Genomic DNA, 25,965 nt, shown 5'->3' with positions numbered 1-25,965 from the left:
CCCGACATCGCCAAGAAGATCCAGTCCTACCGCGTCCCGCCGATGATCAGCCTGCGGGGCGGGATCAAGGTCTCGCTGTGGATGATCCTCCTCGTCGCGTTCGCGACCGGGCTGCTCTCCGGATTCCTCGGCGTCGGCGGCGGGTTCATCCGCATGCCCGCGCTGTTCTACCTGATCGGCGTGCCGGTTCCGATCGCGGTCGGGACGGACCTGTTCGAGATCGTGTTCTCGGGCGGGATCGGGAGTTTCCTGTACGCGATGGACGGCGCGGTCGACCTCACGATCGTCGTCCCGCTGCTGGCGGGGAGTGCCGGCGGCGCCCGGATCGGCGCAGCGGCGACCAGTCTGGTCGACGAGGACGAGATCAAGGTGTACTTCGGGGTGATGCTGCTGCTGGGTGCGATCGCGGTCGCCCTGCGGAAGATCGGGACGTTCCTGGACGTTCCCGTGCTCCAGACCGTCTCGCTGGTCGTGATCCTCGGCGCCGCGACGCTAGTCGCCGGCGCCGTCGTCGTCAGCTCCATCCGGGCGCTCCGGGCCGAGACTGACTCGACGACGAACGTGACCAACTGAGGCGTTCCGTTCGGGCCCGTCGCGCCCACGACCGCTGCGGCGTTTTCTGCGCGGCACGATCGAGCGCCACTTCGACTGCCGAGAGCGGTTTGTGTTCCCGTTCGGAAGATTGTACAATTTACGCACAAGTCTTTTAGGCGCCTGCGTGGTAGCTCGGGTACCAATGCCGGACGCGATGGCCGAACAACTGCAGCGAGATATGGTGTGTGAGGGACTGCTCGAGTGTTTCCACGGTCTGAAGCAGCTCGACCGGGACTGTTTCGAGGCGCTCGTCGACGCCGCCGAGCCGCTGACGGTCGACGAGATCGCCGACGCGGTCGATCGGGAGCGCTCGACCGCCTACCGGGCGGTCCAGCGGCTGCTCCAGACGGGGTTCATCCAGAAGGAGCAGGTGAACTACGACCAGGGCGGTTACTACCACGTCTACTACCCGACCGACCCCACGAAGATCGCCGACGACATGCAGCGGATCCTCAACGACTGGTACGCCAAGATGGGCCAGCTCATCCAAGAGTTCGAGAACAAGTACGAGCAGACGTACACGCCGCCGCAGTCGGCCGAGAGCTAGCGCCGCGGTCGGTTCGCTGCCGGGTCACTCCTCGGCGTAGAACAGCGTCCGCCGACACGCCGGGCAGACGTACGGCACCGGCTCCAGGATCTCGTCCGCGCGAAGCCCACCGAACAGCCCGTCGGCCGACTCGTCGGAGACGAGCACCACGTCCCCGAGCGCGCTCGATCCCTGTAGCTCCATGGCTTCCAGCGGTTCTCCACAGTCGGGACACTCACGATCAGTGCTCATAGGCGGGTCTCTGCGGGCGAACAAAAACCTCCTTCGCTTTCTCCCCCGGGATAGCCCCAGTTGTCTTGTACATATTACCCACAACCCTTAACAACTACTGGCTCCTACGGTAGCGTGATGTCAGTTGACTCTACAGCGGACAGTAGCACCGACACGCCCACCGAGCCGATCTACGTGGACGGGGAGGAGGCGCTGGACGAGATCGTCGCAGGGAACGACGTGGTGCTGACGGACTTCTACGCGGACTGGTGTGGCCCGTGTCAGATGCTCGAGCCGGTCGTCGAATCGCTGGCCGAGGAGACCGAGGCCGCGGTGGCGAAAGTCGACGTCGATGCGAACCAGATGCTCGCGAACGCCTACGGCGTCCGCGGCGTCCCCACGCTCGTCCTGTTCGCCGACGGCGAGCAGGTCGAGGAGATCGTCGGCGTCCAGGGCGAGGACCAGCTCCGCTCGCTGATCGAGCGCTACGCCGAATAAATGTCCGCGGACACCCGAGAACTGGTCGTCGCGGGCTCCGGGGTCGCCGGGCTGTCGGCGGCCGTCTACGCGGCGCGGGCCGACCTGGACCCGCTCGTCCTCGAGGGCGACGAGCCGGGCGGCCAGCTGACGCTCACGACCGACGTGGAGAACTTCCTCGGGTTCCCCGAGGGCGTCGGCGGGATGGAGCTGATCCAGCGCGGGACGGAGCAGGCCGAGCGCTTCGGCGCCGAGTTCCAGCACGGCAGCATCGAGGCCGCCGACGTGGACGGCCAGCCGCTCGAGCTCTCGCTCTCGACGGGTGGGACGATCCGCACGCGCGCGCTCATCGTCGCGACCGGCGCGAGCGCCCGCTGGGTCGGCGCCGACGGCGAGGAGGAGCTGATGGGCTACGGGCTCTCGACGTGTGCCACCTGCGACGGCGCCTTCCACCGCGGCGACGACGTGCTCGTCGTCGGCGGCGGCGACAGCGCGATGGAGGAGGCGCTGTTCCTCGCGAAGTTCGCCGACAGCGTCACCGTCGTCCACCGGCGCGAGGAGCTTCGCGCCTCGGAGATCATGGCCGACCGCGCCCGAGAGCACGAGGACGTCGAGTTCGCCTGGAACACGGAGCTGCTGGCCATCGACGGCTCCCAGGAGGCCGGCGTCACCGGCGCGACGCTCGTCTCCCACCCCGAGGGCTACCCCAGCGAGCGCTACGAGAACGGCGAGGACGTAACCGTCGAGGACGTCGACGTCGGCGGCGTGTTCTACGCCATCGGCCACGAGCCCAACACCGAGTTCCTGCGGGACACCCCGGTCGAACTCGATTCGGACGGCTACGTCCGAACGACCGAGTCGGCGTCGTGGGCGACGACGGCGACGGCCGCCGAGGGAGTCTTTGCGGCGGGCGACGTCATGGACCGTGCGTACCAGCAGGCGGTCACCGCCGCCGGCATGGGCAGCATGGCCGCGCTCGACACCGAGGAGTGGCTCGAGTCGACGACTGCGGTGGCGGCCGCCGGCGCCGACACACCGCAGATGGAGGCTGACGACTGATGGGAACCACTGACGACACGATCAACACGACCGACCCGTCGACCGTCGAGGACCAAGCCGACCGGATCGTCCTCTCGTTCCGGTCGCCGGAGGCCGACCCCGACGACGAGGGCACCTGGTGGGTCGCTGACAGCGACTGGCTCCAGGAGAACATGAACGACAGCACCTACCTGCAGTACCTCCAGCGGGCTCACGCCGGCCCGGTCACCGTCGGCGAGGAGTGGGAGGAGTTCGTCAACTGCGGCTGTGCGAGCCCGCAGGACGTGGTGCTCCGCGTCGAGGCGATCGAGGGCGGCACCGCTATCGGCTTCGGGACGACGATCGACCTCGTCGCCCGGAAATCCGTGCTCGAGGGCGACGCCGTGGTCGGTGGCGCGAACTGACCCTCCACTTTCTGTCGTAACTCGACCGCGTTCGAGCGCTTCGGTGAAAAATCGCTTCTGACTGTCGACGGCGTCGTCGACGCGCTACTCCTCCAGCAGCGGGCGCGAGGAGTTCGTCACGACCAGGATGCTGCTCGCGGCCATCGCGACCGCGGCGAACAGCGGGTTGAGCAGCCCCGCCAGCGCCAGCGGGATCGCGACCGCGTTGTAGAGGAACGCCCAGCCGATGTTCTGTTTCACGCGCGTGCCGGTCGCCTTCGAGAGGTCGAACACCGTCTCCAGCGAGCGCAGGTCGTCGTCGATGATCGCCACGTCGGCGGCGTCGACGGCGATGGCGGTGCCGCTGCCCAGCGCGATCCCGAGGTCGGCGCTTGCCAGCGCGGGCCCGTCGTTGGTGCCGTCACCGACCATCGCCAGCGTCCGACCGGCGCCGAGCCGACGGACGGTTTCGGCCTTCCCCTCCGGCGGCACGCCCGCGAACACCTGGTCGATCGCCGGGTGCTCGCGGTAGGTGGCCGTCGCCTCGTTCTCATCGCCGGTGAGCACCACCACGTCGACGCCGCGGTCGGCGAGCCCGGTGACGGTCTCCTCCCAGCCCGCCCGGGGCTGGTCGCCGAGAACGATCACGCCCTCGGCCTCGCCGTCGCGGCCGACGAGGATCGGGAGGTTCCCCCGCTCGCGGACCGACGCCGCCCGCTCGCGCAGATCCTCGGGGACGGTCCAGCCGCGCTCGTCGAACAGGTCCGGGTGGCCGACCACGACCGCCTCGCCGTCGACGGTTCCCGAGACGCCGTTCGTGTGGCTCTCGAACGCCTCGACCGGATCGTCGTCCCAGCCGGTCTCGAACGCGTCGGCGATCGCCGTCGCGACGGGGTGGGAGGAGCGCCGTTCCAGCGCCGCGGCGGCCGCGAGCGCGTCCTCGGGCGCCCCGGTCTCCGTGACCTCGAGGTCGCCGGTGGTGAGCGTCCCCGTCTTGTCGAACACCACGGTGTCGACGCCGCGGAACCGCTCGAACACCGTCTCGTCGAAGACGACGATGCTGCGCTCGATGGCGTCCCGGATGCCGGAGGCGACCGCCAGCGGCGTCGCGAGCCCGAGCGCGCAGGGACAGGAGACGAGCAGCACGGTCAGCGAGATCAGCACCGCCTGCGTCGGCCCGGCGCCGATCGCCAGGTAGGTGCCCCCGGCGACCAGGGCCAGCAGCACCACCGTCGGGACGAAGATCACCGCCAGCCGGTCCGCCAGCTTCTGCACGCCGCTGTTGGCGCTCTGGAGGTTCCACAGCAGGTTCGTCACGCGGTCGATGCTGCTCGTCGCGCCCTCACCCACCGCGAGCGTGAGCGAGCCGTCCGAGAGCACCGAGCCGCCGACCACCTGATCGCCCGGCTCCTTCGAGACCGGGAGGGACTCGCCGGTGACGACCGCCTCGTCGACGGTCCCCGTGCCGTCGACGACGGTTCCGTCGACGGGGATGCGGTCGCCGGTCCTGACCAGCACGCGGTCGTCCGTCGTGAGGTCGCTCACGGCGACGGTCGTCGTCGAGCCGTCGTCGAGCAGCGTGGCCTCGGAGACCTGCTCGTCGCCGAGTTCGGAGAGCAGCCCCATCGCGCGCTTCTTGATCGAGGACTCGTAGTAGTTGCCCGCGGTGACGACGACGACGATCGCGACGGTCACGTCGTAGTAGATGTCGATCCGGCCGAGCGCGGCCGCGAGCGTGCTGTAGGCGAAGGCGCTGACTGCTGCGAGCGCCACCAGCAAGTCCATGTTCGGCGATTTCGCACGCAAGCTCACGAGCGCGCCCCGCAGGATCGGCTTCCCGACACCGAACAGCACCAGCGAGGTCAGCAGGAACAGCACGGCGTAGAAGTACGACGCCCCCTGGAGCTGAGCGCGGGCCATCTCCTCCAGCCACGGCGGGTAGAGCCCGAAGTGGACGGGGTAGATGTAGATGAAGTAGGGGAGCATCACCGCCATCCCGAGCATCACGCCCGCGGCGATCCGCCACAGCAGCGTGTCCTCGGCGTGGGCGCCGGCGGTCCCCTCCTCCCGGTCGTCGGCGACGTAGCCCGCGGTCGTGAGTCGATCCTGCACCGATCCCTCGTCGACCTGCTCGGGGTCGTGGTCGACCCGGACGGTTTCGGTGACGTAGCTCGCCTGCGCGGCGTCGATCCCCTCCTCCTTCCCCGCGACGGACTCCAGGAACGCCTCGCAGGTGGTGCAGTGCATCCCGCTGACGTGGAAGTACGACCGCTCGTACCCCTCGGGGGGCTCCTCGTCGAGGGCGGCGTCCTCGGCGGCCGCCTCGCGCACGTCGTCGGCGTCGAGATCGACGTCCGCGTCGGCGTCGCCGAGGGCGTCGTGCACGTCCCGACAGCCCGTACAGCAGTAGACCGCGTCCTCGCCCTCGACCCGGCCCCGCGAGAGCGGGAGGCCACAGAGCGCACACTCGCCCTCGTCGGCGCTCGCCGTCATGCCTGGATCACCCGAGGCCGTTCGAGAGTCACACCAGAACTGAAAACCCCGTGCGGTCCGTAGCCCCGCATCGTGATCCGTGATCGACCGTCGCCGACGCGACGACCCCGCCGAGGTGAGCGATGATCCCGACGCCCGCACACGTCGGCCCGCTGCCGACGGGCGAGGTCGAGATCGTCCTCTTCCTGGTCGTCGGCCTGCTCGGGGGCGCTCACTGTCTGGGCATGTGTGGGCCGCTGGTGACGATGTACGCCGACAGGATGGAGAGCGGGAGCGAGAACGTGCTCAGTCTGTACGAGGTGCGGCAACACGCGCTGTTCAACGCGGGCCGGACGGTTAGTTACGCCGTTATCGGCGCGCTGTTCGGCGCGCTGGGCTCGGTCGTCTTCGGCGCGGCGTCGACGGTCACCGCGATCGGCGACACGGTCCGGGCGGTCTCCGGACTGGTCGTCGGCGTCCTGATCCTCGTCGTCGGCGCCCGATACGCGCTCGGCCAGTCCGGCGGCCACGGGCTGTTCGGTGGCGGGGGCGGCCTGTTCAGTTCGGTCTACGGCCGCCTCACCGCCCACGTCGACGAGTGGGCCAACGGCCCGGGGATCTTCGGGCTCGGCCTCGTCCACGGGCTGTTGCCCTGCCCGATCCTCTACCCCGCCTTCCTCTACGCGTTCGCGCAGGGCTCGCCCGCGGTCGGCGCCGTCTCGCTCACGCTGCTGGGGCTGGGGACGTTCCCGACGCTGTTCCTCTACGGCACCGTGATCCAGTCGGTCGGCAACCGCCACCGGGACCGCCTGCACCGCGTGCTCGGCGTCGCCTTCCTCGTCATGGGCTGGATGCCGATCGCCCACTCGCTCAGCCTGTTCGGGATCTCCATCCCCCACGTCGAAGTCCCGGTCTTCCTGCCGTTCTGACGGCGCGAGACCGCGCCCGCGCCGGTCGGTTCCGGGGCGATTCACGCCAGCTATTGGGGGTCGATCCCCCTGACGGTTCTGGTACGGCAGTCGAACCCTCCCCGGCCGTCGGGCTGTCGACCGCTGCTCCCCCGCCCGTGACCGACCCTCACGACCCCACACCACGACGTCCGCCGGTTTCGTCCCGTCTACCGCGGACCCGGTGGCCGGCTGCTGCCGACGCCCGAAGCGGAACCCGACCGGAACCGTTCGTTTCGCGCCCCAGTCAGTCGATTCCTTTGCGACCAGAACCGAACGGAACCCCCCGACGAGGCTTGACGGGCCCAGCGTCGCGAGCGGGGGTATGGCGAGTCATCCCCGGTCAGGGACGCGTAACGGAGGCGACCGAACGAGCGGACGGCCCCGGCGACGGGCCACCCGGCGTGGCGCCCCGCCGGCCCGGCTTCGACGCCGATCGGCGCCACCGTCGATCGGAAGACGACGCGGGGAGCCGCGCCGATACCGCTCGGCACCGCCGCGGCGGCCGTCGACCGCTGACTCCCCGCGAGTAGTCACGACCCTCACGGGGGCTCTCGGCCTCGATCTGCCGCGCGGGCCGGCGTGCATGCTCGGCACGCTCGTGCTGGCCGACGGGCGCACGCGGACGATCGCGACCGCGGGACTGCTCTGGCTGGCGCTCCAGGTCGGCTGCGAGCTCGGCGTGCTCGACGCCGAGGCGGGCATCTGGCTCGCGGCGGGCGTCGTCGTCGCCGCGCTCCACGCGCTCGACGGATCAATGGCCCCGCGGCGACTGCCGAGCTCCCAGGCAATCCGGAGACGGGACGACGGGGCTCGGCGACGGCGGGGGCGAGAGGGACGACACGGCTGAGGACCTGATCGGTGGCCCCGAACGTTCACTTCGCCGCCGGCCGTACGGCGGGGCATGAGTCAGGGCGTCGTCGTTCTCACCGGCGGAACGAGCGGGATCGGTCGGATCGCGGCGACGGAGTTGGCCGACGCGGGCTGGACCGTCGCGGTCGTCGGCCGCGACCGCTCCGCCGGCGAGTCGCTCGCCGGCGAACCGTCGACGGCACCGGGGACGATCCGGTTCCACCGGGCGGATCTGGCGACACAGGCCCGGGTTCGCTCGCTCGCTGACGAACTCCGCGACGCTTACCACGGGATCGACGCGCTCGTCCACAACGCCGGCCTCTCGGGGAGCGACCGGGTCGAGACGGCCGACGGGATCGAACGCACGTTCGCGGTCAACTACCTCGCGCCGTACCTCCTCACCCACGAGTTGCTCGACACCGTCAGGGCGTCGGCGCCGGCCCGGATCGTCACCACGGGCTCGGAGCTCCACCGACGGGCCACGCTCGACTTCGAGAACCTCCAGTTCGAGACCGACTACGACGCGTTGCAGGCGTACGCCCGGTCCAAGCTCGCGCTGGTAGCGTTCACGCTCGAACTCGCGGCGCGGCTCCCGGCCGACAGCGGCGTCACCGCGAACAGTTTCCACCCTGGCTTCGTCCAGTCGACGGGGCTGTTCCGCGACGCGTCGCGCCGGACGCGACTGCTGGTCCGACTGGCGGGGCTCGTCCCCGGTGTCGGCACGACGCCGCAGGCGGGCGCCGATCGGCTCGTCCGACTCGTGACCGACCCGACGTTCGGCGACCGGACGGGAGTGTACGTGGCCGGGGACGGGATCGAGGAACCGGCCGACGAGGCCGCCGACCCGGCCCGGCGGGAACGACTCTGGGAACGGAGCGCGGCGCTCGTCGGCGTCGATCCGGCGTGGCCCTGAGTCTGCCGTCGCCGCGGCGGCCCGCTCGGGGCGCTACCCCGTTCGCGAGGCCAGCCGGTAGGTCTTCCCTTCGCCGCCGCGCTCGGTCTCGATCAGGTTGTAGTGTTCCAGTTTCGGCAGGTGGTTCTTGCGCAGCGCCCGGAGCGTGATCGGGTCGGGGTGGGCCCGCTGGTAGCGGTCGTACAGCGCCTTCTGGATCAGCGGGCCGTGCTCCTCGACGCACTCGTAGAGCACGCGCTGGTGGTCGTTGAGCTTCGAGATGGTCTTCCGCCGGACCTCGGCCTCGGCGTCCAGCACCGCGTCGTCGACGAGCCGTGGAGGGATCGTCGACAGCCCCTCGCGCTCGCTCTTGCGGGCAGCCACGCGTAGCGCCGTGATCGCCTGCCGGGCGTCGCCGTCGACGAGTTCGGCGATGCGCTCCAGCGTCCCGCGCTCGACCGCCCCGGGTTCGAGCCCCTGTGCCGTCCGGCGGTCGAGGATCTCCGTGACGGTGTCGACGGTGTAGCGATCGAACTGGACGCGGTAGCCCACGGAGATGCGGGAGTGGACGCGCTCGTCCAGCCGGGCGAGCAGGTCGACCTCGCGGTTGGCGATGCAGATCCACGCGAGGCCCGGAACGGAGTGGAGGTCGTACAGCACGTCCGCGTCCTGCAGCTGGTCGACCTCGTCGAGGATGACGACGCCGGGGGAGTCGAGGCCGTCCTGCAGCGTGTCGATCAGTTCCCGCGCCGGCGCGTTCTTCGGGACGGCGGCGTCGGCGAGCGTGTTCGCGGCGCGTTCGAGCACGCTGCTCCGGGTGTAGTCCTTCCAGCAGTTGACGTAGGCGGTCGGCACGTCGAGCACCTCGCGCCGGAGTTCGCGGACGGCGGCGCGGGCGACGGTGGTCTTGCCGGCGCCGCTGGGGCCGAACAGGAAGCAGTTCTCCGCACGGACGCCGTCCTCGACGGGGGCGAGCGCGTCGGTCACCTCGTTCATCTGGCTGTTGCGCCCGACGATCTCCCGGGGCAGGTGTTCGTCCTCGAAGACCGTCGCGTCTCGCAGCATCTACCGGGTGGTGTGCCGACGACAGCATAAGTGGAACCCCTCGTGTTCCGATCAGTTCCGAACGCCGCCGCCGGCGGTCCGAGGTCACCCCCCCGGCGCGTGTTCGTCGTTCGGGCGCCGACGGTCCCGTCGGTCCTCCTCGCGGCGCCGTCGCAGCGCGGTGTACAGGCTCGCGGTGACTGCCTCGCGCAACCGTGCCGCCGTCCCCTCGTCCACGTCGACGGCCTCGGCGTCGTTGCCCACGAGGCTCCGGGCGCCCGCGGTGTCGATCGTCACCGTGCCCAACCGGCGACGGCGCTGGAACACCGTCGCCGAACTCGCGACCGTCTGGACCCGGTAGTAGGGGACGATCTTCGTCTGTCGCACCCAGAACCCGTTCCGGGTCAGGACGTGGTTCTCGCCGACGGCGTAGCCGCGGTTCCGCCACTTCAGGTGGGCGGCCGGGGGGACGAGCACGAGCGCCCCCAGCGCCAGCCACGGCGCGAAGGGGAGCCCCACGACGGCGTCGACGCCCCACAGCAGCCCCGTGAGGACGAGGACGACGGCGGCGTAGCGCACCACGTAGCGCTGGCGCGCCCGTTTCGGCGGCCGCTCGAACGTCACGTCGCCGACGGCCTCGATCGAGTTGGTGAGTTCGAGCACGCGGCCCCGCGTCGCGATCGGGATCGCCGACTGGGTGCTCCCCTGTGACCCTGCCCCGCTACCGCTCTGGCCGGCGGTCTCGATCTCGAGCGAGGCGTAGCCCAGCCACCGCGCGAGGACGTTCTCCTCGACGGTGAGCGACTGGATCTTCGACAGCGGGATCGTCCCGCTGTACTTCTGGAGGAGGCCGCGCTCGTACCGGAGTTCGTCGGCGGCGCCCCGCAGCGTGAACCCGTAGTACAGCGTCGCGTTGAGTGCGCCGTAGAGCAGACCGATCAGGACGATCCCGGCGAGCGTCACTAGCGGGCCGACGATCGCGCCGACGACCGACTGGTAGCCGTACAGCAGCATCTCGGCGTCGAACATCGCCGCCGCCGACGGCGCGAACACCGACGCGCCGAGGAACAGCGCCGGGATGATCCGCAGGTCGGTCGACACCACCGCGAGCAGGCCCAGTTCGCGGTCGCTGATCTCGAACAGCGTCTCGAACGTCTCGGGCTCCGCGGACTGCTCGTCGCTGGCGCGGCTCAGCCGGCTGATCTCGCGCTGGAGCCGGTTCGCCCGCGCGACGCTGACGAACTTGAGGTGGGCCTCGCTGGTGCTCCCGCCGGCGGTCTCGAGGCGGACCTCGGCGATGCCGAGCGCGCGCTGGACGACGTTCTGGCTGATGTCGACGTTCTGGATCCGGCGGAGCGGGATCTCCCGGTCCCGTCTGGCGAACACGCCCGAACGGATGTCGAACGTGTCGGCCGTGAGTTCGTACTCGAAGCGGCGGTAGTAGGCGACCCCGTAGCCCACGACCCCCAGAACGATCACGACGCCGAGCGCGGCCGTCGGAGTCGACCCGAGGGTACCCTGGACCACGCCGAACGCCGGGGCGCCGACGACCAGCAGCACGAAGGCGAGGCCGAGCCCCTGCTCGAGCACGCGGTACGGGATGGACAGCGGGTGCAGCCGGAACGCGCGGTCGATGAGGCGCTCCGCTTCCGCTTGATCACCCCCGTCGGTCATACGGCGTCGGCCTCCTCGGACTCGATGGCGAGCCGTTCGAGGCGGGTCTGCAGCGTCGACGCCCGCTCGGGGGTGAGCCCCGGGATCGTCACGTCGGCGCCCCGCGAGCCGGCGGTGTAGACCACGAGCGTCGACAGGCCGAGCAGGCGCTCGAGCGGGCTCCGCGTCGTGTCGATGTGCTGGACGCGGACGTACGGGACGACCGTCCGGACGCGGGTGAACACGCCCCGGCGCAGGTACAGCGAGTCCTCCCGGACGACGTACTCCCAGGATCGGTACAGCAGCACGGCCTTCAGGACGCCGTAGACCGCCGCGAGCAGGAACACCCCGACCCCCGCGGTCACGGCGGTCGAGCGCCCGGCGGGAACCACGTCGGTCGCGCCGCCGGCGACGAGGGTGATGCCGGCGACGATCGCCCCGAAGACGGCCGCGCCGACCGTCGAGCGGAGGATCCACTGGAGGCGAACCGTCGACGCGAGTTCGCGCGGGCTGTCGAGCACGTCGTCGTCGATCCCGGCCGCAGCCGCGACGGAGGGCGGCTCGTCGGTCGTCTCCCCGTCGCCGGGTGCCGTTTCTTCGGGGTCGCCGTCGGTCGGCGTCGACGGCGTCCCGGCGGTCGACTGCTCGTCGTCCGCCACGTTGTCGTCGTTGCGATCGCTCACTGTCACATGGGTGGGCCAACGGCGGCTTAATCGTACCGCCGTCACGCGGGCGTCGCCGAGGATCGCTTCTTCCCGGCCGCTTAACCACGGGTAAGCGCCCCGTCCCGGCGTCCAACCGGCGCGTGTGAGCGAACGAGCGCGGGAACCGACTGTGTTCGCCGACGTGGTGCGAACCCGGCGTCCTCGGGGTGGGACAGCGTCGAACTGACCCCGAATTCGCTCACGTCGGTCGCTCGGGCATCGTCCCGGCCCGCTCGCGCTCGTAGGCGCGTTGCGTCCGCGCGTCCAGTTCCACGAGGTGAATCAGCGGGTTCCCCGGATACACCACTGGGTTCTCCAGTTTCCCGACGAGGAGGCCCGTGAACGGCGCTTCGACGTCTACGACGTCGGTCTTGAACGGGTTCGAGATGCTACAGACGGGATCGCCCTCGTGGACCAGGTCGCCGCGGTCGTAGTGCATGTCCACGAGGCCGCCGTCGTCGGCTCGGATCCACGTCTTCTGATCGCTGGTGATGATCGTGCGCCAGCCCGGCCAGTTCACGGGCTCGGTCGGGTAGACGCCGTACTCCGCGAGCACGCTCGCGACGCCGTCCAGCGCGTCGTCGATGAGCCGTCGCTGGAACCGGTGGGCCTCGCCCATCTCGACGGTGATCGTGGGGACGCCCGCGGCGGTCGCCTCGTGGCGCAGCGTCCCCGACGCCCCCTCGCTGTCGATGATGACGTTCGACCCGTACGCGCGAGCGAGCCGCGGAACGTCGTCGTCGGCCATGTCCGCGCGGACGTGGAGCATGTTCGTGCGGCCGCGGGTCGACGTGTGGAAGTCGAGCCCGAGGTCGCAGGGCTCGACGAAGTTCCGGAAAATGTCGTCGGCCATCCGCTTCGCACTCGTGGAGTCGGCGTTTCCGGGGAACGACCGGTTGAGGTCACGGTCGTAGACGGGCAGGTAGCGCTGCTGGGTGACGAACCCCGGCACGTTCAACACGGGCATGCAGACGAGCGTGCCGTGGAGGTTGGTGTGGGACCAGTCGTGGGCGACCTCGCGCACGACTTCGATGCCGTTCAGCTCGTCGCCGTGGGAGGCCGCGGAGAGGCACACCGTCGGGCCGGAGTGCTCGCCGTTGATAATGGAGACCGGGATGCGGACGGGGTCGCCGAGGTACGTCTCGCTGATGCTGTACCGGATGTCCGCGCGCTCCCCGGGATCGACCCGGCCGCCGTTGTACGTGAACGCCCCCTCGGTCATGAGGACGTGCTTGGCGGCGGTTGCTTAAAACTGGGGTGACCGGCCGGCGGGGACGTCCCCGGCGGAACAATCACGCCGCCCATCGGCAGCGTTTAGTCGCTATCGGTCGATATTCCGACTAATGGACGATTCTGTCTCAGTGGGCGTACTCAGCCTCCACAACAGCAAGGAGACGAAGGCGATCCTGAACGCGGTGGAGGCGCTCGGCCACACGGGCGTCTGGCTCCGGGAGGACAACCTCTGTGTGGACATCGAGGACGGCACGGCGACGCTCGACCCGAACGTCGACGTCATCGCGAACCGGCTGCTGCTCTCGAAGACCGAACAGCCGGCAGAACTGCTCGGCCTCGCGCTCTCGCTGAGCAACCTGCGGCCGATGCTGAACCGGCCGCGGAACGTCCTCACGGCGTTTCACAAGTTCGCGACCGCGACCGCGCTCGTGGACTCCGACGTCCGCCTGCCTGACGCCACGCTCGCGCTCGACGCCGACCGCCTGAACGGCGAGAAAGCCAAGTACGGCGACGAGGTCGTCTACAAGACCGCGATCGGCACACACGGCGGCGGCACGTGGAAGATCAGCGCCGACGAACAGGTCAACCCCCGCGTCGGCGAGCGGTACGCGTTCCTCCAGGAGCTCGTCGAGCGCGACAGCGACCACCACCGTGACCTCCGCGTGTACGTCGTCGACGACGAGATCGTCGGGACCATGCGGCGGTACGCGCCGGAGAACGACTGGCGGACGAACGTCGCGCTCGGCGGGTCGGTCGAGGGCGTCGACGATCTCCCCGAGGCGGCCGCGGAGATGGCGCTGGGGGCGGCCGACAGCGTCGGGCTGGAGTACGCGGGCGTCGACCTCGTGGAAGGTGAGGACGGCTGGCACCTCCTCGAAGTCAACCCGACGGCCGGTTTCAAGGGGCTGTTCCAGGCGACCGGCGTGAGCCCGGCGCCGTCCATCGCGAAACTCGCGATCGAGACGGCGGGCGGCGAGGTGGACGACGAACGGGTCGCCGAACTCGCGACCTCCCTCGACGACTCCACACCCGCGGCCGTGGCCACCGAGCCCGAGCGGCAGTCCGAGGAAGTCACGACCATCGGGTACACGGAGGACGTGCTCGTCTCCGGGACCAGCGGGACCGAGCGAATCGTCGCCAAATCCGACACGGGCGCGTCGCGAACGAGCATCGACACGCGGCTCGCGGCGAAGATCGGCGCGGGCCCGATCAAGTCGATGACGAAAGTCCGCTCCGGGAGCGTCAAATCGGGGAAGGCGCGGCCGGTCGTCGACATCGTCGTCGGCGTCGGCGGGGACCGCCACACCGTCGCCGCGTCGCTGGAGGACCGGGGCCACATGGACTACCCGCTGTTGCTCGGTCGGGACATCCTCCAGCACTACCGGGTCGACGTTCGGCGGCGCTCGGACGGCGACGGGTCGGACGAGGAGTAGGTCGCGTGGCGTGCCGGCGGGCCGATCACGCGTGACACGGGCGGCGAACTTATGCTGAGTCGCCCCCAATCGTAACGTGGCATGTCTCAACAGGAAGTGAACCAGGAGCTGTACGTCGATCAGTACACGCTCGGGCTCGTCGGGCCGGACCAGGAGTGGGCCGGCACAGTCGCCGACGGCGGCACGGTCACCACGTACACGCCGCCGGGTTGCTGGGGCCCGATGATTACGCCCTCGTTCCGCGGCGGCCACGAGGTCACGCGGCCGATCCGCGTCGAGGGGGCGGAGGTCGGCGACGCCGTCGCGATCCACATCCGCGACGTGGAGGTGACGAGCATGGCCACGAGCACGGGGTCGATGGCCGAACGCGAGGACGCCTTCACGGACGACCCGTTCGTCGATCACCGGTGTCCGGAGTGTGGCACCACGTGGCCCGACTCGATCGTCGAGGGGACCGGCGAGGACGCCATCCGCTGTGCGGAGTGTGGCGCCAACGCCTCCTCCTTCGGCTTCGAGTACGGCTACACGGTCGCGTTCGACCACGAGAACGCGGTGGGGGTCACCCTCGACGAGGACGGCGCGCACGAACTCGCGACGGACGCCGAGGAGGTGATGGACATCCCCGAGAACGCCCGCCAGCACCCCATCCTGCTCTACGAACCGGACGGGATGCCGGGGACGCTCGGGCGGCTCCGACCGTTCATCGGGAACATCGGCACGACGCCGTCGGTCACGATGCCCGACTCCCACAACGCCGGTGACTTCGGCCAGAACCTGATCGGCGCCGAGCACGACTACGGCGTCGAAACGGAGGAGGACTTGGAGAAGCGTACCGACGGCCACATGGACGTTCCCGAGGTCCGGGCGGGCGCGACGCTGCTCTGCCCCGTCGACGTCGACGGCGGGGGGATCTACGTCGGTGACCTCCACGCCAACCAGGGCGACGGCGAGCTCTCGCTGCACACGACCGACGTGAGCGGCACCGTCACGATGGACGTGGAAGTGATCGAGGACCTCGAACTCGACGGGCCGGTCCTGCTGCCCAACGAGGAGGACCTGCCGTTCATCAGCCAGCCCTACAGCGACGACGAGCGTGACGCTGGCCGGGACCTCGGCGCCGAACACGGCGTCGACGTGAACACCGACATGGGGCCGATCCAGGTGGTCGGCTCGGGGGCGACGGTCAACGACGCCACCCAGAACGCGTTCGACCGGGCCTCGAAACTGCTCGACATGAGCGAGGGCGAGATCCGCGCTCGCTGTACGTTCACCGGCGGCGTCCAGATCGGGCGCCTCCCGGGCGTCGTCCAGCTCGACATGCTCGTCCCGATGGAGATCCTCGAGGATCGCGGGATGGACGGGCTCGTCCGCGAGCAGTACGGGCTCTAAGCGACACATCGGCCCGCAGACGGCCTACTGCGGGCAGTCCGGCTACCACCTTGCGGGGAGGGACCCGCGGCCAGTGCGGTAGATCGTCGGGAAAACCACTTGGTCCCTCCCACCCACCACCCTGTATGTCCCCCACCGCGCGCGATCTCCTCCTCGGCGATCCGTTCCAGCGGAACCTCGACCTTCTCGTCGCTGCCGTCCTGTTCGTCGGGACGTTCGTCGGGTACGCCATCGGCCTGTTCAGCGTCGAGGGCGGCATCGTCGTCCTGCCGTTCGACGCGACCGTCGTCGGCGTCGTCGCCGCCGGCCTGATCGGCTACGGACGCGGGGCGCTGCTCCCGGCGTGGGTCTCCGTCTTCGCGGCGTATCTCGGGTTCCACGCCGAGTGGGGACTGTTGAGTCTCTCGGGCCACTCGCTCCCGGGCAAGCTCGCGTTCCTGTTCGACCCCGTGAGTCTCGGCGTGTTCGCCCTGGCGTCGATACTCGTCGGGAGCGTCGCGTTCGGTGCCGGCTTCCTCCTGCGCCTCGGCCTCGATCGAGTCCGAGGGGCGGCGACGTAGGGCTACTCCCCGAACCGGTTTTGCTCGCGCTCGCGGAGCTCGATCCGGCGAGTCTTCCCCGAGGCCGTCTTGGGGAGTTCGTCGACGTACTCGATCCGGCGCGGGTACTTGTACGGCGCCGTCTCCTCCTTCATGTAGCGCTGCAGCGCGTCGGTGAGCTCGTCGTCGCCGTCGTACCCCTCGGCGAGGACGACGTACGCCTTGACGACGTTCCCGCGCTCCTCGTGGGGTGAGCCGACCGCGGCAGCCTCGGCGACGGCCTCGTGGGAGACCAGCGCGTCCTCGACCTCGAAGGGGCCGATCCGGTAGCCGGAGGAGAGGATGATGTCGTCGGCGCGCCCCTCGAAGAAGAAGTAGCCGTCCTCGTCCTCCCGAGCCAGGTCGCCGGTGCGGTAGTAGTCGCCGTCGAAGGTCTTCCCGTCGAGGGTCGGCTTCTCGTAGTAGCTGTCGAAGGTGCCCGGACAGTCCACGGGTACGGCGATCTCGCCGATCTCGCCCTGCTCGACTTCCGCCTCGTCCTGCGTGTCGATGATCGTCGTCCCCAGTCCGGGGGTGGGCTTGCCCATCGAGCCCTCCTTCACGTCGATCCCCGGGTAGTTCGAGACGAGCGCGACGGTTTCGGTCTGCCCGTAGCCGTCCCGCGGCGTGATGCCGTAGGCGTCCTGGATCGCCTCGATCGGCTCGCGGTTCAGGGGCTCGCCCGCCGACAGCGCCTCGACGAGGTCGAGGTCGTACTGGTCGAGGTCGGTCTGGGTGAACATCCGGTACTGGGTCGGCACCGCACAGAGCCGCGTCACTCCTTCCTCGGCCATCACGGAGAGGAACTCGTCGGCGTCGAACTCCCCCTGATAGAGGAGCTGGCGGGCGCCGGTCGTGAGCGCGACGCCGACGGGCGACCAGAACCACTTCGCCCAGCCCGTGCCCGTCGTGGCCCACAGCAGCTCGTCGTCGAGATCGACGCCGTCACCCTCGACGCCCGCCGGCTGCTCGTCCTCGGCGGAGACACCCCACCAGTAGGGACCGTTGACGAGTTCGAACGCCCGGAGCCACCGGTGACGGTGGAGGACGGGCTTGGGTTGGCCGGTCGTCCCCGAGGTGTAGTTGATGCTCATCGGGTCCTCGGCGCCGATCTCGGGCCCGTCGTGCTCGGTGTCGGCGCCGTCGATCAGGTCGGCGAACGACGCCCAACCGTCGGGCGCGCCGTCGAGGGCGATCGTCGTCTCGAGCGGCGTCTCGTCGAGCACCGGCTCGACCATGTCGACGAGCGACTCGTGGGCGACGACGGTCGTCGCTTCGCAGTCGTTCGCGCGGAAGGCGATGTCCTTGGGCTTCAGCATCGCCGAACAGGGGACGAGCAGTGCGCCCCGTTTGAGCGCCCCCAACTGGATCGCGAAGGCGTCGGGGTGGCGCGGGAACAGGTGCATCACGCGGTCGCCCTCGCCGACGCCCAGCGACGCCAGCGCCTCGGCGAACCGGTTCATGTCGTCCCGGACGTCGGCGTACGTCCGCTCGGCTTGCGTTCCGTCCCCGTCGAGGAACGTGACGGCGACGCGGTCCCCGAACGCCTCCGCGTGGTCTTCGATCGTCGACGTGATCGCGTAATCCTCCGGAATGTCCCACTCGAACGCATCGACGGCGGCCTCGTAGTCGACGGACATGATCACCCGAACGTGTGGGCCAGGTGGAATAACCGTTCGGGTTCCGACGGGACGCCGTACGGTGGCCTGGGAACCCGTCACGAACACGGGATTGTTCGAAGAACGGCGAGAGGCGTTCCTGACTGGCTTCGAGGGCACGGCTCGATCGGTACTGCTCGACAGCGTTCGTGATCCGGTTCGCCAGGACCGCGTACCGGCTCGTCCCGCCCTCCTTTTGCAGGTACTCCGTGACGCCGGCGGAGATCGCGCCGCTCACGACCTCCTCGTTGCCCGTGTAGAGAACGAACGGGAGGTCGGGGTTGTCCTCACGGACCGTTTCGAGGAACTCGATCCCGTTCGGCTCGGGCATCTCGTGATCGGAGACGACACAGTAGACATCGCGAGCCGCCAAGACGTCGACGGCTTCGTCGGGGGTCGCCGCCGTCAGAACCGACAACCGGTCGTCCTCACGCTCGAGATACATCGAAACGGGATCACCGAAATCCGGGTCGTCGTCGACGTGGAGGACGTGAATCGGGTCGGTCGAGGGCGTCATGCGCTCGAACGAATCACGCGATCATGACTGACACGCGGCGTACTAGGTGCTAGGTTCGCGCCGATCCGAACGGCTGTACTGCCGACCTCTGGGGTTCGAGCCTTAGGAGGGGGATCACCGGCCCATCCACTGTTCCGATCTGTGCCGAGGAGACGGAGCCGCCTGTCCGACCGGAGGGCGATCGTCTGCGGCAGCCGCATCGAGTCCGAAGGAATGGGGGCGAGGGGCGGGATCGCTTCCGTCAGTGGATCGGTCAGTCGCCGGTCACCGCCTGGCGTGTCCGTTCAGCGGTTGGACGACTCGAGCTGTTTTCGTCGACGCTCGAACTCCTCGTCGGAGAGCTCCCCGCGGGCGTAGCGCTCACGGAGAACGGAAAGCGACCCGCCATCGGTCCCCCCGGAACCGCTGTCGAGGACCGAGTAGCCGACGTAGAGCGGGACGCCAATCAGCAGGGCCATCCACAGGAGGCCCCAGAGACCCATCGCGCCGCCGAAGAGCCCCCAGCCGCCGCCCATCATACCGCCCCCGTAGCCACCGCCACCGTGAGCGGCTGCGGTGCCCGTTGCTGCGACTGACAGCGAAACTGCGAGCGTGGCGATTCGACGAGTCGTCCGTCCGAGGGTGCTGAGTTCGTGTGTCATTGTGATCGTGGGGTTGCAGTCCGGCTTGTCTCCGTTCTAGACGGGAGGCGCAGACAGGGATCGCTAGCAGCCGTGTCCCTGTCCGTTCATCCCGGTACTGGTGTGCTCCTCGTCCGCCATCTCCCGAGCCATCTCATCGACGCTCACGCCCATGTGCGACTCCATCTCGTCGACGGCGTTCGGGCCCATGTAGTCGGTCATGTGCCCCTCCATCCAGGTTGCCCAGTCCGCCGCATCACCGTCGACCGGCATCCCGTCAGCGGCCGTCTCGTTCCCCTGGCCCGGTTCGTCACCGTGTGCACTGACTGCCGGGGCTGCGACCGCGAGTCCGACGATCGCGAGCGCCACGAGCAGCCAGCGGCCGAGTTTGAAGTTGGTCATTGTCTTTCTCTCCAGTTACTCGTAGGACTGCTCGGGAGTTATCGACGTGGGTGTGAACCCGCGTAGGAGAACGTTCGATAACGTGTATGAGACGATTTAACCGTTTTCAGAACGAGCACCGTTCCTCCGGCCCGAATTCGCCGGGTTGGCACTCAACCCTTCTCCCGGGAGAGAACCTCCCCGGCCGAATCTGGGTTACTGGCCGGCGACGGCGCTGTGCCTATGCGGCACCGTTGTTCGGCCCCAGTTCGAGCTCCGTCGCCTCGCTCTCGTCGTCAACGGTCTCCTTGCCGGTGTTGATGGCGATAACTGTCTCGTAGTTCGGGGGCTTCTCCGGGACATCCTCGGCCAATCGTTCGACGAACGCCTCGCGGTCCAGCCCGAGGACGTCGAGTTCGGCACGGAGGTCTCCGAGCCGAGCTTCGAGGGGTTCGCCCGGCGAGCCGTTCTCGTAACAGCCGTCGCCCGTGACGGTGAGGTGGCCTGGCAGGATCGTCGTGTCGTCCAGGAGGTCGAGAATCGTCTCGTGGAGCGAGTCGTACAGCAGTTCCGCGCCACGCGAGGCGCCGTCCTCGCCGAACTGGAGTTCGGTCCGCCCGACGGAGTCGACGAACAGCGTATCACCCGTCAACGGGAGTTGGACGTCTCGATGGGGACGACCTCGGAGAGTTTGCTCCAGTCCTCCATGCCGCCAGTGACGACCGAGACGTCGTCGTAGCCGTGCTCTTCGAGGTCGAACGCGAACGGCGTCGACGATATACCGCTCCCGCAGATAGCGACGACCGGCCGGCCGTCGACCAGTGCGTTCACCCCGTTCAGTTGCTCCTCGCTCGACCCCCCGTCGAGGTCGTACGGAACGTTCACCGCGTCGCGCACGTGCCAGGCCTACGTAGCTGTCTTCGGGACGCACGTCGATGAGCGTGAACTGTTCGTCGGCGTCGATCTCGTCTGCAAGTCGTTACGGTGTGCTGTTTTGACCATTGTATTTTGCCTGTGTCGTGTCGCGTATGTCGTTCGTCGGAATTGTCGCGTGCGCCGTCGCCGTCTAGCGGGTTCGGTTACGCCCTTCATCGGGGAACGTGTTCCCGCGCGGAATCATCGACGTCTCGCAGTACGCCTCGCCGTCGGTGTAGTCGACGCCGGGCTGGATGAACGGATACGCCCCGTCCGCGGGCGTGTTCTGGACTCGACCGCCATCGTCGGCTGTCTCGACCAGTCCCATCACCGCGTAGTCGACGGGCGAGTGGTCCTCGAGATACTCGACGATGACGTCGACCGGTATCGTCCCGTCGTCGACCTCGACGTCCTGGAACGGGAACCCGCAGTTGCCGAGGTCGCGTTCGGGATCACCGGGCCGGCGGAACGTCGCCACCGAATACGTCTCCTCCGGGTCGACTGGCTCGCCGTCGATTCGCATCTCGACGAGGCGACGGCCGCGCTTTGCGGTCGGATCGACGGTCACCTCGACGTTCGAGGAGAAGTTGCGGATTCGACCGTCCTCCTGGTCGTAGGGGTACGGCGTGAAGTTGTCTTCGAGGAACTCCTCCATGTGGTTCGTGAGTTGCTGGCCGTAGGCGACACCACGGGCGACGGGCGTCGCCATCGGGAAGAACGTGTACAGTTCGCCGAGCGTGATCTCTCCGGGCGGGATCGCAGTCCCGTACCGGAACCCGTGCGAGACGGCGAGATCCGTGTCGAAGTGTGCCTGCAGTGCGTCGTTGAACAGCGTGTTCCAGGCGCTTTCGAGGAACGACTGCCGGTAGAGTGGCTCTTCTGTCCGGCCGACGACGGTATCGAGGGGCTTCTCGAGCGTCCCGGCTCCTCGATCGAACCCCAGGTCGTCCTCGAGGAACGGTGCACGCACCGATTCGACTGTCTCCGCCGCGTCGGCGTCCGGTTCCGGCGTGTGCTCGCCATCCTCGGTCAGACAGTAGAGCTGATGACGGAACTGTACCTCCCCGTCTCGAACCCGGAGGTCCACACGGCCGAGCGCCTCGCCCATCCCGGACTCAACGACGACGGTTTCGGTCTCCTCGACGACGATCGGGTCGTAGGTGTACTCGTGGGTGTGTGCGCTGAACATCACGTCCACGCTCGCACAGTCCTTGGCGGCTTGGACCACCCACGGGAGGCCGATCTCGGTGACCGCGACCACGACGTCGGCGCCGTCCTCGCGGGCGGCCTGTGCGGACTCCTCGAGGAGCGCGGGGTGCTTGCCGAAGCGGTACTTCCCCTCGTAGAACGCGGGTGCCATCCGGTCGACGTAGACGTTCGTCATCCCGACGACGCCCACCGAGAGTCCGCCAACGTCGAGGATGCTGTACGCGTCGTACAATCGCTCGTCGATCTCCCAATCGTAGAGGTTGTTCGCGAGAATCGGGGCGTCGAGGTCGTCCATCAGTTCTACGAAGTTACCGTCCTCCGCGGCTTCGTTCGAGTAGTCCCAGTTGCCGGGGACATAGATGTCGGGCGCGACGTGGTCGTTGATGGGGTCGAGCATCGCTCGCCCGTTGGTGTAGGTGGTCACGGCGGAGCCGTGGAAGGTGTCCCCACTCATGAGCGTACACACGTCGTGATCCTCGCGAAGTTCGTCGAGTTTGGCCGCGAGCAGGGGGATCCCGCCGCCGCGCTCGACGACGCGGTCGTCGTCTCCGAAGTCGAAGTTCGGCCTCGACGTTGGATTGTCGTAGTAGACCTGGTAGCGCGGCGTTAGCTGGCCGTGGAGGTCGCTGACGTGCGTGAAGACCACGTCGGGGGCGCCCGCACCGTCGCTGGCAAGGTCGCCACCGAGGGACGTCCACTCACCGAGTGCCTTGGTATCGTTCATCGTGACGGGCGTACAGCTACGCGCTCCTACTGTTCATGATTTGGGGTTGATATTTGAAAATAGACGTGTATTCACCAACACTGCATCGCAGAAGACCGGACTCCATATCCGAGAAGCACACTTCCGAGTTGGACATACAAACTCGGCCTCGACCTGAGAGCGATCGCGAACTATGGCCGGGGCGTCTCCCTTCGGCTCACCGGGGTAATTATTAAAGAAGGAAGCCGTAGCATCGTCCACACAGATGCGCCCACTGCCTCGTTCGTGGAGGCGGTATCGATGACGACTAACTGGGTAACGACGGGGCTGTCTGCAGTCGTCATCCTCTTCGCGGCCGCCGTTCACGGTATTGCGGGGTTCGGCTTCGCGCAGGTGTCGATGGGCATAATGCCGCTGTTTCGGTCGCCCTCGAGCGCGTCGATCATCTTCACGGCGACGGCGGTGGTGGCCAACGCCCGCGTCTGGTGGAGCGTCCGGGACGCGTTCGACTGGGAGAAGTGGATCGTCCCTGTCGCTGGGCTCGTCGTCGGGATGCCGCTCGGTATCTACGTGTTCAGTGGGTTCGACGCGGCACAGATGCGCGTCGCCATCGGGGGGGTTCTCGTGTTAGCGGTCATCGTCGTCGGCGCGACCCAGCAACTCGATGTCGTTACGGACTGGATCGAGGAGAAGGACTACCGACCGGGGAAGATAATTGGCGCGACGGCCGGGCTGCTCGCCGGAGTCTTCGGCGGCGCCGTCGCCGTTCCCGGCCCGCCGATGATCGTCTACGGGGCGTTCATGTCGGCGAGCGGATTCTGGAGCGACGAGGAGATGAAGGCCACGTTCACCGCCTTCTTCGGGACGCTCATGCTGTATCGCCTCGGGAGTCTCACCTACACGGGAGACGTGACGATGCCGCTGATGATCGAGGCTGCCGTCGCCATGCCGATGGTGTTCGTCGGCTCTTGGATCGGCGTGTACATCTTCGACAACATCCCCGAACGCATCTTCCAGTGGGTCGTACTGGGGCTACTGACCGTGAACGCGGTCGTCCTCCTGTATACGGCGGTTCCGGAACTCTAACCGTGTTCAGCTGTTCTCTGAACGGGGGTTTCGGTGCCTCCTCCCTTTATTCGTTGGACCCGCAAGCACTCACACGGTTCCAAACAGTTCTGGATCGAGAGTAACGATCGTTACTGCCCCTGGTTCTGCTGCAAATTGTCACTCGGATAGATACGGTACGTTCGCCCCTGGGGCTCGCGGTACAGTAGGCCGCGCTTCTCGAGAGCGCTCACCGTCTGACTTACCTTGCTCTTCGAGAAGTCCGAGCGATCCCTGAGCTCGATCTGTGTGATGCCAGGCGAGGTGATGACTGGTTCGAGGATGCGGCGTTCGTCATCGGGCAAGAGGTCTAATACGCGAGTCTGTGGCTGCGCCTCTGGGTTGATACCCCCCGCTGATTGGGCGTCCCCCTCCGGTGGTTCGGCACTCTCAGGACCGGTCGGATCCGTCATCTCGGTCTGTGAGCGGTCGTTTACGTCTACGCTGGTGACCTCATCCCGAATCACGAGATACCCCCCACCGACGACAGCCGAGACGAGGAGGGTTCCAAGAACGTACCAGAGTGGATTCGTCCCGTGAACGGACCCCATCGACGTGCCCATCATCGATCCCATCTGGTCGAACGCCTGCTGTCGCTGGTACGCTTGCCAGCTGAGCACACCGCCGACGACGAGGACGACAGCGACCAAGCCGCCGACTACTGTATCGGCTTGCCGTCGATTCATCTCCCCCACCTCGGTCCGCCGGGATACTTACTCATACACGGGAGTTTGCGAGACATCGCTGTAGCAGTTTTGATCGGCCAACGCAACACCCGTGGGTGCCTAGCCGCGATACTTGCGATCGAGACGTGGTGGTCAGTGATGTTCATGGCTCCGGGAAGACCCAGTCTCCGAAACCCGTGGGTGTTGCTGTGCAAATTCGGAGGGGTGCTTCTCGAACGTTCGCTTACAGGTCTTCGAGCAGAAGTAGTACGTCGTCCCCGCGTGGGCCGCGCTCGGGCCGTCGTCGTCGGTCCGCATGCCACAGACTGGATCCCGGTACTGCCCCGGCGCGCCGAGTCCCCGTCGATAGACGTACAGGAGGAACCCAGAGAGCGCGAAGGCGACGAGGTTGAGGTAGAACGTGTAGTTGAGTTCGAAGTACGTCTGCTCGGTCGCCGTCTCCCCGCCAGCCAGGTCCGGAACGATGTCGAAGGCGTCGAACAGCAGCTCCATCAGGAACCCGGTGAACGCCATCGTGACGAAGAAGACGCCGAGGATGTACAGCATCACTTTCCAGCCGTAGTACTTCCGGTAGACGTTCAACACGGGGATCGTGATGAGGTCGGCGTAGACGAACGCGATGACGCCGGCGAAGCTGATGCCGCCCCCCCAGAGCGCGACGGCGAAGGGGACGTTGCCCATACTGCCGACGAAACTGATGACGGCGATGGCGACGCCCATGATCGCGTTCTCGGCGGTGACGAGGAGGCCGTCGCCCTGGACGAACAGCGTGTTCCAGACCCACTGTGGGACGAAGACGATCACGAACCCGGAGATGAGGAACCCCGCGACGACGTCCTTCCAGATCATCGACCACTCCTTGCGGTACTGATTAGCAACCTTGTACCAGCCCCCCCACGACAGCAACTCGTCGCGCCACCCTCCGCCACTCGACGTCTCCTGGAGATAGGTCTCCATACACCCTTCCGAACAGAACTTCAACGTCTCACCGCCGTCGGTCGTGAGGGTGTACTCGTCGGTCCCCTCCATCCCGCAGGTGGGGTCTTCCGTGACGCCTGATTCCCGATCGCGCCGGTTGAGTGCGTCACGAACCTCGTCGAACAAGGTCTCGGGCAGCGTGAGGTGGACGATGACGGCCATGACGGCGATGAGGACGAGGCCGCCGAGCAGTTCCGCGAGGAGGAACTCCCAGCCCAGCAGGATCAGGATCATCAAGCCGAGTTCGACGATCAGGTTCGTCGACGCGAACATGAACGCGAGGAAGTTCACCGCGTGGGCGCCCTTCTTGAACAGTCCCTTCCCGATGGCGACGGCCCCGAAACTGCAGCCGCTGCTCGCCGCCCCGAACGCGGTGGCCTTGGTGAGGCCGCGCAGGTCGCCGTCGCCCAGCACCTGCGCCATTCGCTCCTTGGAAACGTAAACCTGGACCAGACTCGTGATCGTGAGGCCCATGATGATCGCCCACGCCGCCGTCCAGAGGAACCCGACACCGATGCGGAGGGCCTCGAGAACGCTCTCGATCATCGTTACCTGCATACGTGTATCATCGGAGGGATCATCTATTGCAGTTGTCCTTCGGACACCGCCGTTGGGAGGGCGCTCCTACTGTGGATTCCAAACCGGAGCAACGCCGTCTCGGATGGATCCAAGTCGAAAGGGCAGTCACGCACGTTCCCGTCACGGTCCGCCGGCACACCGAGGGGGTGGCCATCCCCGACACGGTACC

Annotated in this window: 24 protein-coding genes and 2 pseudogenes; 12 read left to right on the top strand and 14 right to left on the bottom strand. The window is 67.9% G+C overall.

All coding sequences use genetic code 11. The features are described 5' to 3' along the window. Both BMZ83_RS12265 and BMZ83_RS12260 read left to right on the top strand, forming a co-directional pair. Positions 1 to 573 (top strand): sulfite exporter TauE/SafE family protein (locus BMZ83_RS12265; RefSeq protein ID WP_143076953.1); only part of this gene is annotated, 573 nt, incomplete at its 5' end. A 163-nt stretch (positions 574 to 736) separates the two neighbouring features. Continuing rightward, positions 737 to 1,141 carry a helix-turn-helix domain-containing protein gene (locus BMZ83_RS12260; protein WP_074879068.1) on the top strand — a complete coding sequence of 135 codons (405 nt, stop codon included), beginning with the start codon at positions 737 to 739 and terminating at the stop codon, positions 1,139 to 1,141. 24 nt (positions 1,142 to 1,165) lie between these two features. On the opposite strand, the gene BMZ83_RS12255 is transcribed toward BMZ83_RS12260, so the two are convergent. Next, positions 1,166 to 1,372, bottom strand: coding sequence for a hypothetical protein (locus tag BMZ83_RS12255; protein WP_074879066.1), 207 nt, complete (start codon positions 1,370 to 1,372; stop codon positions 1,166 to 1,168). Between the two features lie 117 nt (positions 1,373 to 1,489). On the opposite strand from BMZ83_RS12255, the gene trxA reads away from it, so the two are divergent. From trxA to BMZ83_RS12240, 3 genes are read left to right on the top strand one after another with little or no spacing between them, the layout of a single operon-like run. Beyond that, on the top strand, positions 1,490 to 1,849 hold the full coding sequence (gene trxA, locus BMZ83_RS12250) for a thioredoxin (RefSeq protein WP_074879064.1): 360 nt from the start codon (positions 1,490 to 1,492) through the stop codon (positions 1,847 to 1,849). Continuing rightward, positions 1,850 to 2,887 carry an NAD(P)/FAD-dependent oxidoreductase gene (locus tag BMZ83_RS12245; RefSeq protein WP_074879062.1) on the top strand — a complete coding sequence of 346 codons (1,038 nt, stop codon included), beginning with the start codon at positions 1,850 to 1,852 and terminating at the stop codon, positions 2,885 to 2,887. It abuts the gene before it with no gap. After that, positions 2,887 to 3,270 (top strand): hypothetical protein, encoded by a 384-nt coding sequence (locus tag BMZ83_RS12240; protein WP_074879060.1) that lies wholly within the window; start codon positions 2,887 to 2,889, stop codon positions 3,268 to 3,270. Before BMZ83_RS12245 ends, BMZ83_RS12240 begins: the two co-directional genes overlap by 1 nt. A gap of 84 nt (positions 3,271 to 3,354) precedes the next feature. On the opposite strand, the gene BMZ83_RS12235 is transcribed toward BMZ83_RS12240, so the two are convergent. After that, a complete protein-coding gene (locus BMZ83_RS12235; protein WP_074879058.1) occupies positions 3,355 to 5,742 on the bottom strand; it encodes a heavy metal translocating P-type ATPase in 2,388 nt (795 codons plus the stop codon). Between the two features lie 122 nt (positions 5,743 to 5,864). Here BMZ83_RS12235 and BMZ83_RS12230 point away from each other — a divergent pair, with 122 nt between their 5' ends. From BMZ83_RS12230 to BMZ83_RS12220, 3 genes are all read left to right on the top strand, one after another. Continuing rightward, a complete protein-coding gene (locus BMZ83_RS12230) occupies positions 5,865 to 6,650 on the top strand; it encodes a sulfite exporter TauE/SafE family protein (protein WP_074879055.1) in 786 nt (261 codons plus the stop codon). Positions 6,651 to 7,254: 604 nt separating this feature from the next. Then, complete coding sequence (locus BMZ83_RS12225) at positions 7,255 to 7,518, top strand: hypothetical protein (RefSeq protein WP_074879053.1); 264 nt, start codon at positions 7,255 to 7,257, stop codon at positions 7,516 to 7,518. A gap of 54 nt (positions 7,519 to 7,572) precedes the next feature. Continuing rightward, on the top strand, positions 7,573 to 8,433 hold the full coding sequence (locus tag BMZ83_RS12220; RefSeq protein ID WP_074879051.1) for an SDR family NAD(P)-dependent oxidoreductase: 861 nt from the start codon (positions 7,573 to 7,575) through the stop codon (positions 8,431 to 8,433). A gap of 33 nt (positions 8,434 to 8,466) precedes the next feature. On the opposite strand, the gene BMZ83_RS12215 is transcribed toward BMZ83_RS12220, so the two are convergent. The 4 genes from BMZ83_RS12215 to BMZ83_RS12200 form a co-directional block, all read right to left on the bottom strand. After that, complete coding sequence (locus BMZ83_RS12215) at positions 8,467 to 9,477, bottom strand: Cdc6/Cdc18 family protein (RefSeq protein ID WP_074879049.1); 1,011 nt, start codon at positions 9,475 to 9,477, stop codon at positions 8,467 to 8,469. Between the two features lie 84 nt (positions 9,478 to 9,561). Then, the gene (locus BMZ83_RS12210; protein WP_074879047.1) at positions 9,562 to 11,130 is read right to left on the bottom strand and encodes a PH domain-containing protein; all 1,569 of its coding nucleotides are present in this window, start codon (positions 11,128 to 11,130) and stop codon (positions 9,562 to 9,564) included. Continuing rightward, positions 11,127 to 11,792 carry a PH domain-containing protein gene (locus BMZ83_RS17470; RefSeq protein WP_394327204.1) on the bottom strand — a complete coding sequence of 222 codons (666 nt, stop codon included), beginning with the start codon at positions 11,790 to 11,792 and terminating at the stop codon, positions 11,127 to 11,129. The genes BMZ83_RS12210 and BMZ83_RS17470 overlap by 4 nt, the downstream gene beginning before the upstream one ends. Positions 11,793 to 12,012: 220 nt before the next feature. Further along, positions 12,013 to 13,035, bottom strand: a complete 1,023-nt coding sequence (locus BMZ83_RS12200) for a succinylglutamate desuccinylase/aspartoacylase family protein (protein ID WP_074879045.1) — start codon at positions 13,033 to 13,035, stop codon at positions 12,013 to 12,015. Positions 13,036 to 13,156: 121 nt separating this feature from the next. Between BMZ83_RS12200 and BMZ83_RS12195 the strand changes: the two genes are divergently transcribed. The 3 genes from BMZ83_RS12195 (at position 13,157) to BMZ83_RS12185 (ending at position 16,428) form a co-directional block, all read left to right on the top strand. After that, entirely contained in the window at positions 13,157 to 14,479 is a 1,323-nt protein-coding gene (locus BMZ83_RS12195) for a putative ATP-dependent zinc protease (protein ID WP_074879043.1), read from the top strand. Between the two features lie 81 nt (positions 14,480 to 14,560). Then, entirely contained in the window at positions 14,561 to 15,868 is a 1,308-nt protein-coding gene (locus BMZ83_RS12190) for an acetamidase/formamidase family protein (RefSeq protein ID WP_074879041.1), read from the top strand. Positions 15,869 to 15,993: 125 nt separating this feature from the next. Further along, positions 15,994 to 16,428, top strand: a complete 435-nt coding sequence (locus tag BMZ83_RS12185) for a hypothetical protein (protein ID WP_074879040.1) — start codon at positions 15,994 to 15,996, stop codon at positions 16,426 to 16,428. Between the two features lie 2 nt (positions 16,429 to 16,430). On the opposite strand, the gene BMZ83_RS12180 is transcribed toward BMZ83_RS12185, so the two are convergent. From BMZ83_RS12180 to BMZ83_RS12155, 6 genes and pseudogenes are all read right to left on the bottom strand, one after another. Continuing rightward, entirely contained in the window at positions 16,431 to 18,086 is a 1,656-nt protein-coding gene (locus BMZ83_RS12180) for an acyl-CoA synthetase (protein WP_074879038.1), read from the bottom strand. Between the two features lie 265 nt (positions 18,087 to 18,351). Next, a pseudogene (locus tag BMZ83_RS17240) lies at positions 18,352 to 18,549 on the bottom strand (response regulator); the annotation flags it as partial. A 356-nt stretch (positions 18,550 to 18,905) separates the two neighbouring features. Then, on the bottom strand, positions 18,906 to 19,139 hold the full coding sequence (locus tag BMZ83_RS12170) for an SHOCT domain-containing protein (RefSeq protein ID WP_241729598.1): 234 nt from the start codon (positions 19,137 to 19,139) through the stop codon (positions 18,906 to 18,908). 186 nt (positions 19,140 to 19,325) lie between these two features. Next, positions 19,326 to 19,643 (bottom strand): hypothetical protein, encoded by a 318-nt coding sequence (locus tag BMZ83_RS12165; protein ID WP_074879035.1) that lies wholly within the window; start codon positions 19,641 to 19,643, stop codon positions 19,326 to 19,328. A gap of 220 nt (positions 19,644 to 19,863) precedes the next feature. Beyond that, a pseudogene (locus BMZ83_RS12160) lies at positions 19,864 to 20,586 on the bottom strand (rhodanese-like domain-containing protein). A 102-nt stretch (positions 20,587 to 20,688) separates the two neighbouring features. Further along, positions 20,689 to 22,470: a 5'-nucleotidase C-terminal domain-containing protein gene (locus BMZ83_RS12155; protein WP_074879033.1), complete on the bottom strand. Its 1,782-nt coding sequence runs from the start codon at positions 22,468 to 22,470 to the stop codon at positions 20,689 to 20,691. Positions 22,471 to 22,749: 279 nt separating this feature from the next. Between BMZ83_RS12155 and BMZ83_RS12150 the strand changes: the two genes are divergently transcribed. Next, positions 22,750 to 23,535, top strand: a complete 786-nt coding sequence (locus BMZ83_RS12150; RefSeq protein WP_074879031.1) for a sulfite exporter TauE/SafE family protein — start codon at positions 22,750 to 22,752, stop codon at positions 23,533 to 23,535. A 110-nt stretch (positions 23,536 to 23,645) separates the two neighbouring features. Here the strand turns inward: BMZ83_RS12150 and BMZ83_RS12145 are convergent, their stop codons facing one another. Together BMZ83_RS12145 and BMZ83_RS12140 are read right to left on the bottom strand one after the other, a co-directional pair. Then, positions 23,646 to 24,239, bottom strand: a complete 594-nt coding sequence (locus BMZ83_RS12145) for a helix-turn-helix transcriptional regulator (protein WP_074879080.1) — start codon at positions 24,237 to 24,239, stop codon at positions 23,646 to 23,648. A 132-nt stretch (positions 24,240 to 24,371) separates the two neighbouring features. Then, the gene (locus BMZ83_RS12140) at positions 24,372 to 25,775 is read right to left on the bottom strand and encodes a permease (protein ID WP_074879029.1); all 1,404 of its coding nucleotides are present in this window, start codon (positions 25,773 to 25,775) and stop codon (positions 24,372 to 24,374) included. Positions 25,776 to 25,965: the final 190 nt, after the last annotated feature.

The sequence above is a fragment of the Halolamina pelagica genome (assembly GCF_900115675.1).
In the GTDB taxonomy this organism is placed as follows: Archaea; Halobacteriota; Halobacteria; order Halobacteriales; family Haloferacaceae; genus Halolamina; species Halolamina pelagica.
Note: the sequence above shows the minus strand (reverse complement) of the source record. Positions and strands in the feature narration are given on the sequence as shown.

Excerpts from the sequence above, each read along its gene's own strand:
- BMZ83_RS12195 (WP_074879043.1), top strand. The coding sequence starts at position 13,157 with ATGGACGATTCTGTCTCAGTGGGCGTACTCAGCCTCCACAACAGCAAG.
- BMZ83_RS12240 (WP_074879060.1), top strand. The coding sequence starts at position 2,887 with ATGGGAACCACTGACGACACGATCAACACGACCGACCCGTCGACCGTC.
- BMZ83_RS12220 (WP_074879051.1), top strand. The coding sequence starts at position 7,573 with ATGAGTCAGGGCGTCGTCGTTCTCACCGGCGGAACGAGCGGGATCGGT.
- BMZ83_RS12190 (WP_074879041.1), top strand. The coding sequence starts at position 14,561 with ATGTCTCAACAGGAAGTGAACCAGGAGCTGTACGTCGATCAGTACACG.
- BMZ83_RS12155 (WP_074879033.1), bottom strand. The coding sequence starts at position 22,470 with ATGAACGATACCAAGGCACTCGGTGAGTGGACGTCCCTCGGTGGCGAC.
- BMZ83_RS12225 (WP_074879053.1), top strand. The coding sequence starts at position 7,255 with ATGCTCGGCACGCTCGTGCTGGCCGACGGGCGCACGCGGACGATCGCG.
- BMZ83_RS12255 (WP_074879066.1), bottom strand. The coding sequence starts at position 1,372 with ATGAGCACTGATCGTGAGTGTCCCGACTGTGGAGAACCGCTGGAAGCC.
- BMZ83_RS12185 (WP_074879040.1), top strand. The coding sequence starts at position 15,994 with ATGTCCCCCACCGCGCGCGATCTCCTCCTCGGCGATCCGTTCCAGCGG.
- BMZ83_RS12165 (WP_074879035.1), bottom strand. The coding sequence starts at position 19,643 with ATGACCAACTTCAAACTCGGCCGCTGGCTGCTCGTGGCGCTCGCGATC.
- BMZ83_RS12170 (WP_241729598.1), bottom strand. The coding sequence starts at position 19,139 with ATGATGGGCGGCGGCTGGGGGCTCTTCGGCGGCGCGATGGGTCTCTGG.
- BMZ83_RS12180 (WP_074879038.1), bottom strand. The coding sequence starts at position 18,086 with ATGTCCGTCGACTACGAGGCCGCCGTCGATGCGTTCGAGTGGGACATT.
- BMZ83_RS12150 (WP_074879031.1), top strand. The coding sequence starts at position 22,750 with ATGACGACTAACTGGGTAACGACGGGGCTGTCTGCAGTCGTCATCCTC.
- trxA (WP_074879064.1), top strand. The coding sequence starts at position 1,490 with ATGTCAGTTGACTCTACAGCGGACAGTAGCACCGACACGCCCACCGAG.
- BMZ83_RS12260 (WP_074879068.1), top strand. The coding sequence starts at position 737 with ATGCCGGACGCGATGGCCGAACAACTGCAGCGAGATATGGTGTGTGAG.
- BMZ83_RS12230 (WP_074879055.1), top strand. The coding sequence starts at position 5,865 with ATGATCCCGACGCCCGCACACGTCGGCCCGCTGCCGACGGGCGAGGTC.
- BMZ83_RS12200 (WP_074879045.1), bottom strand. The coding sequence starts at position 13,035 with ATGACCGAGGGGGCGTTCACGTACAACGGCGGCCGGGTCGATCCCGGG.
- BMZ83_RS12245 (WP_074879062.1), top strand. The coding sequence starts at position 1,850 with ATGTCCGCGGACACCCGAGAACTGGTCGTCGCGGGCTCCGGGGTCGCC.
- BMZ83_RS12145 (WP_074879080.1), bottom strand. The coding sequence starts at position 24,239 with ATGAATCGACGGCAAGCCGATACAGTAGTCGGCGGCTTGGTCGCTGTC.
- BMZ83_RS12235 (WP_074879058.1), bottom strand. The coding sequence starts at position 5,742 with ATGACGGCGAGCGCCGACGAGGGCGAGTGTGCGCTCTGTGGCCTCCCG.
- BMZ83_RS12140 (WP_074879029.1), bottom strand. The coding sequence starts at position 25,775 with ATGCAGGTAACGATGATCGAGAGCGTTCTCGAGGCCCTCCGCATCGGT.
- BMZ83_RS12215 (WP_074879049.1), bottom strand. The coding sequence starts at position 9,477 with ATGCTGCGAGACGCGACGGTCTTCGAGGACGAACACCTGCCCCGGGAG.
- BMZ83_RS12210 (WP_074879047.1), bottom strand. The coding sequence starts at position 11,130 with ATGACCGACGGGGGTGATCAAGCGGAAGCGGAGCGCCTCATCGACCGC.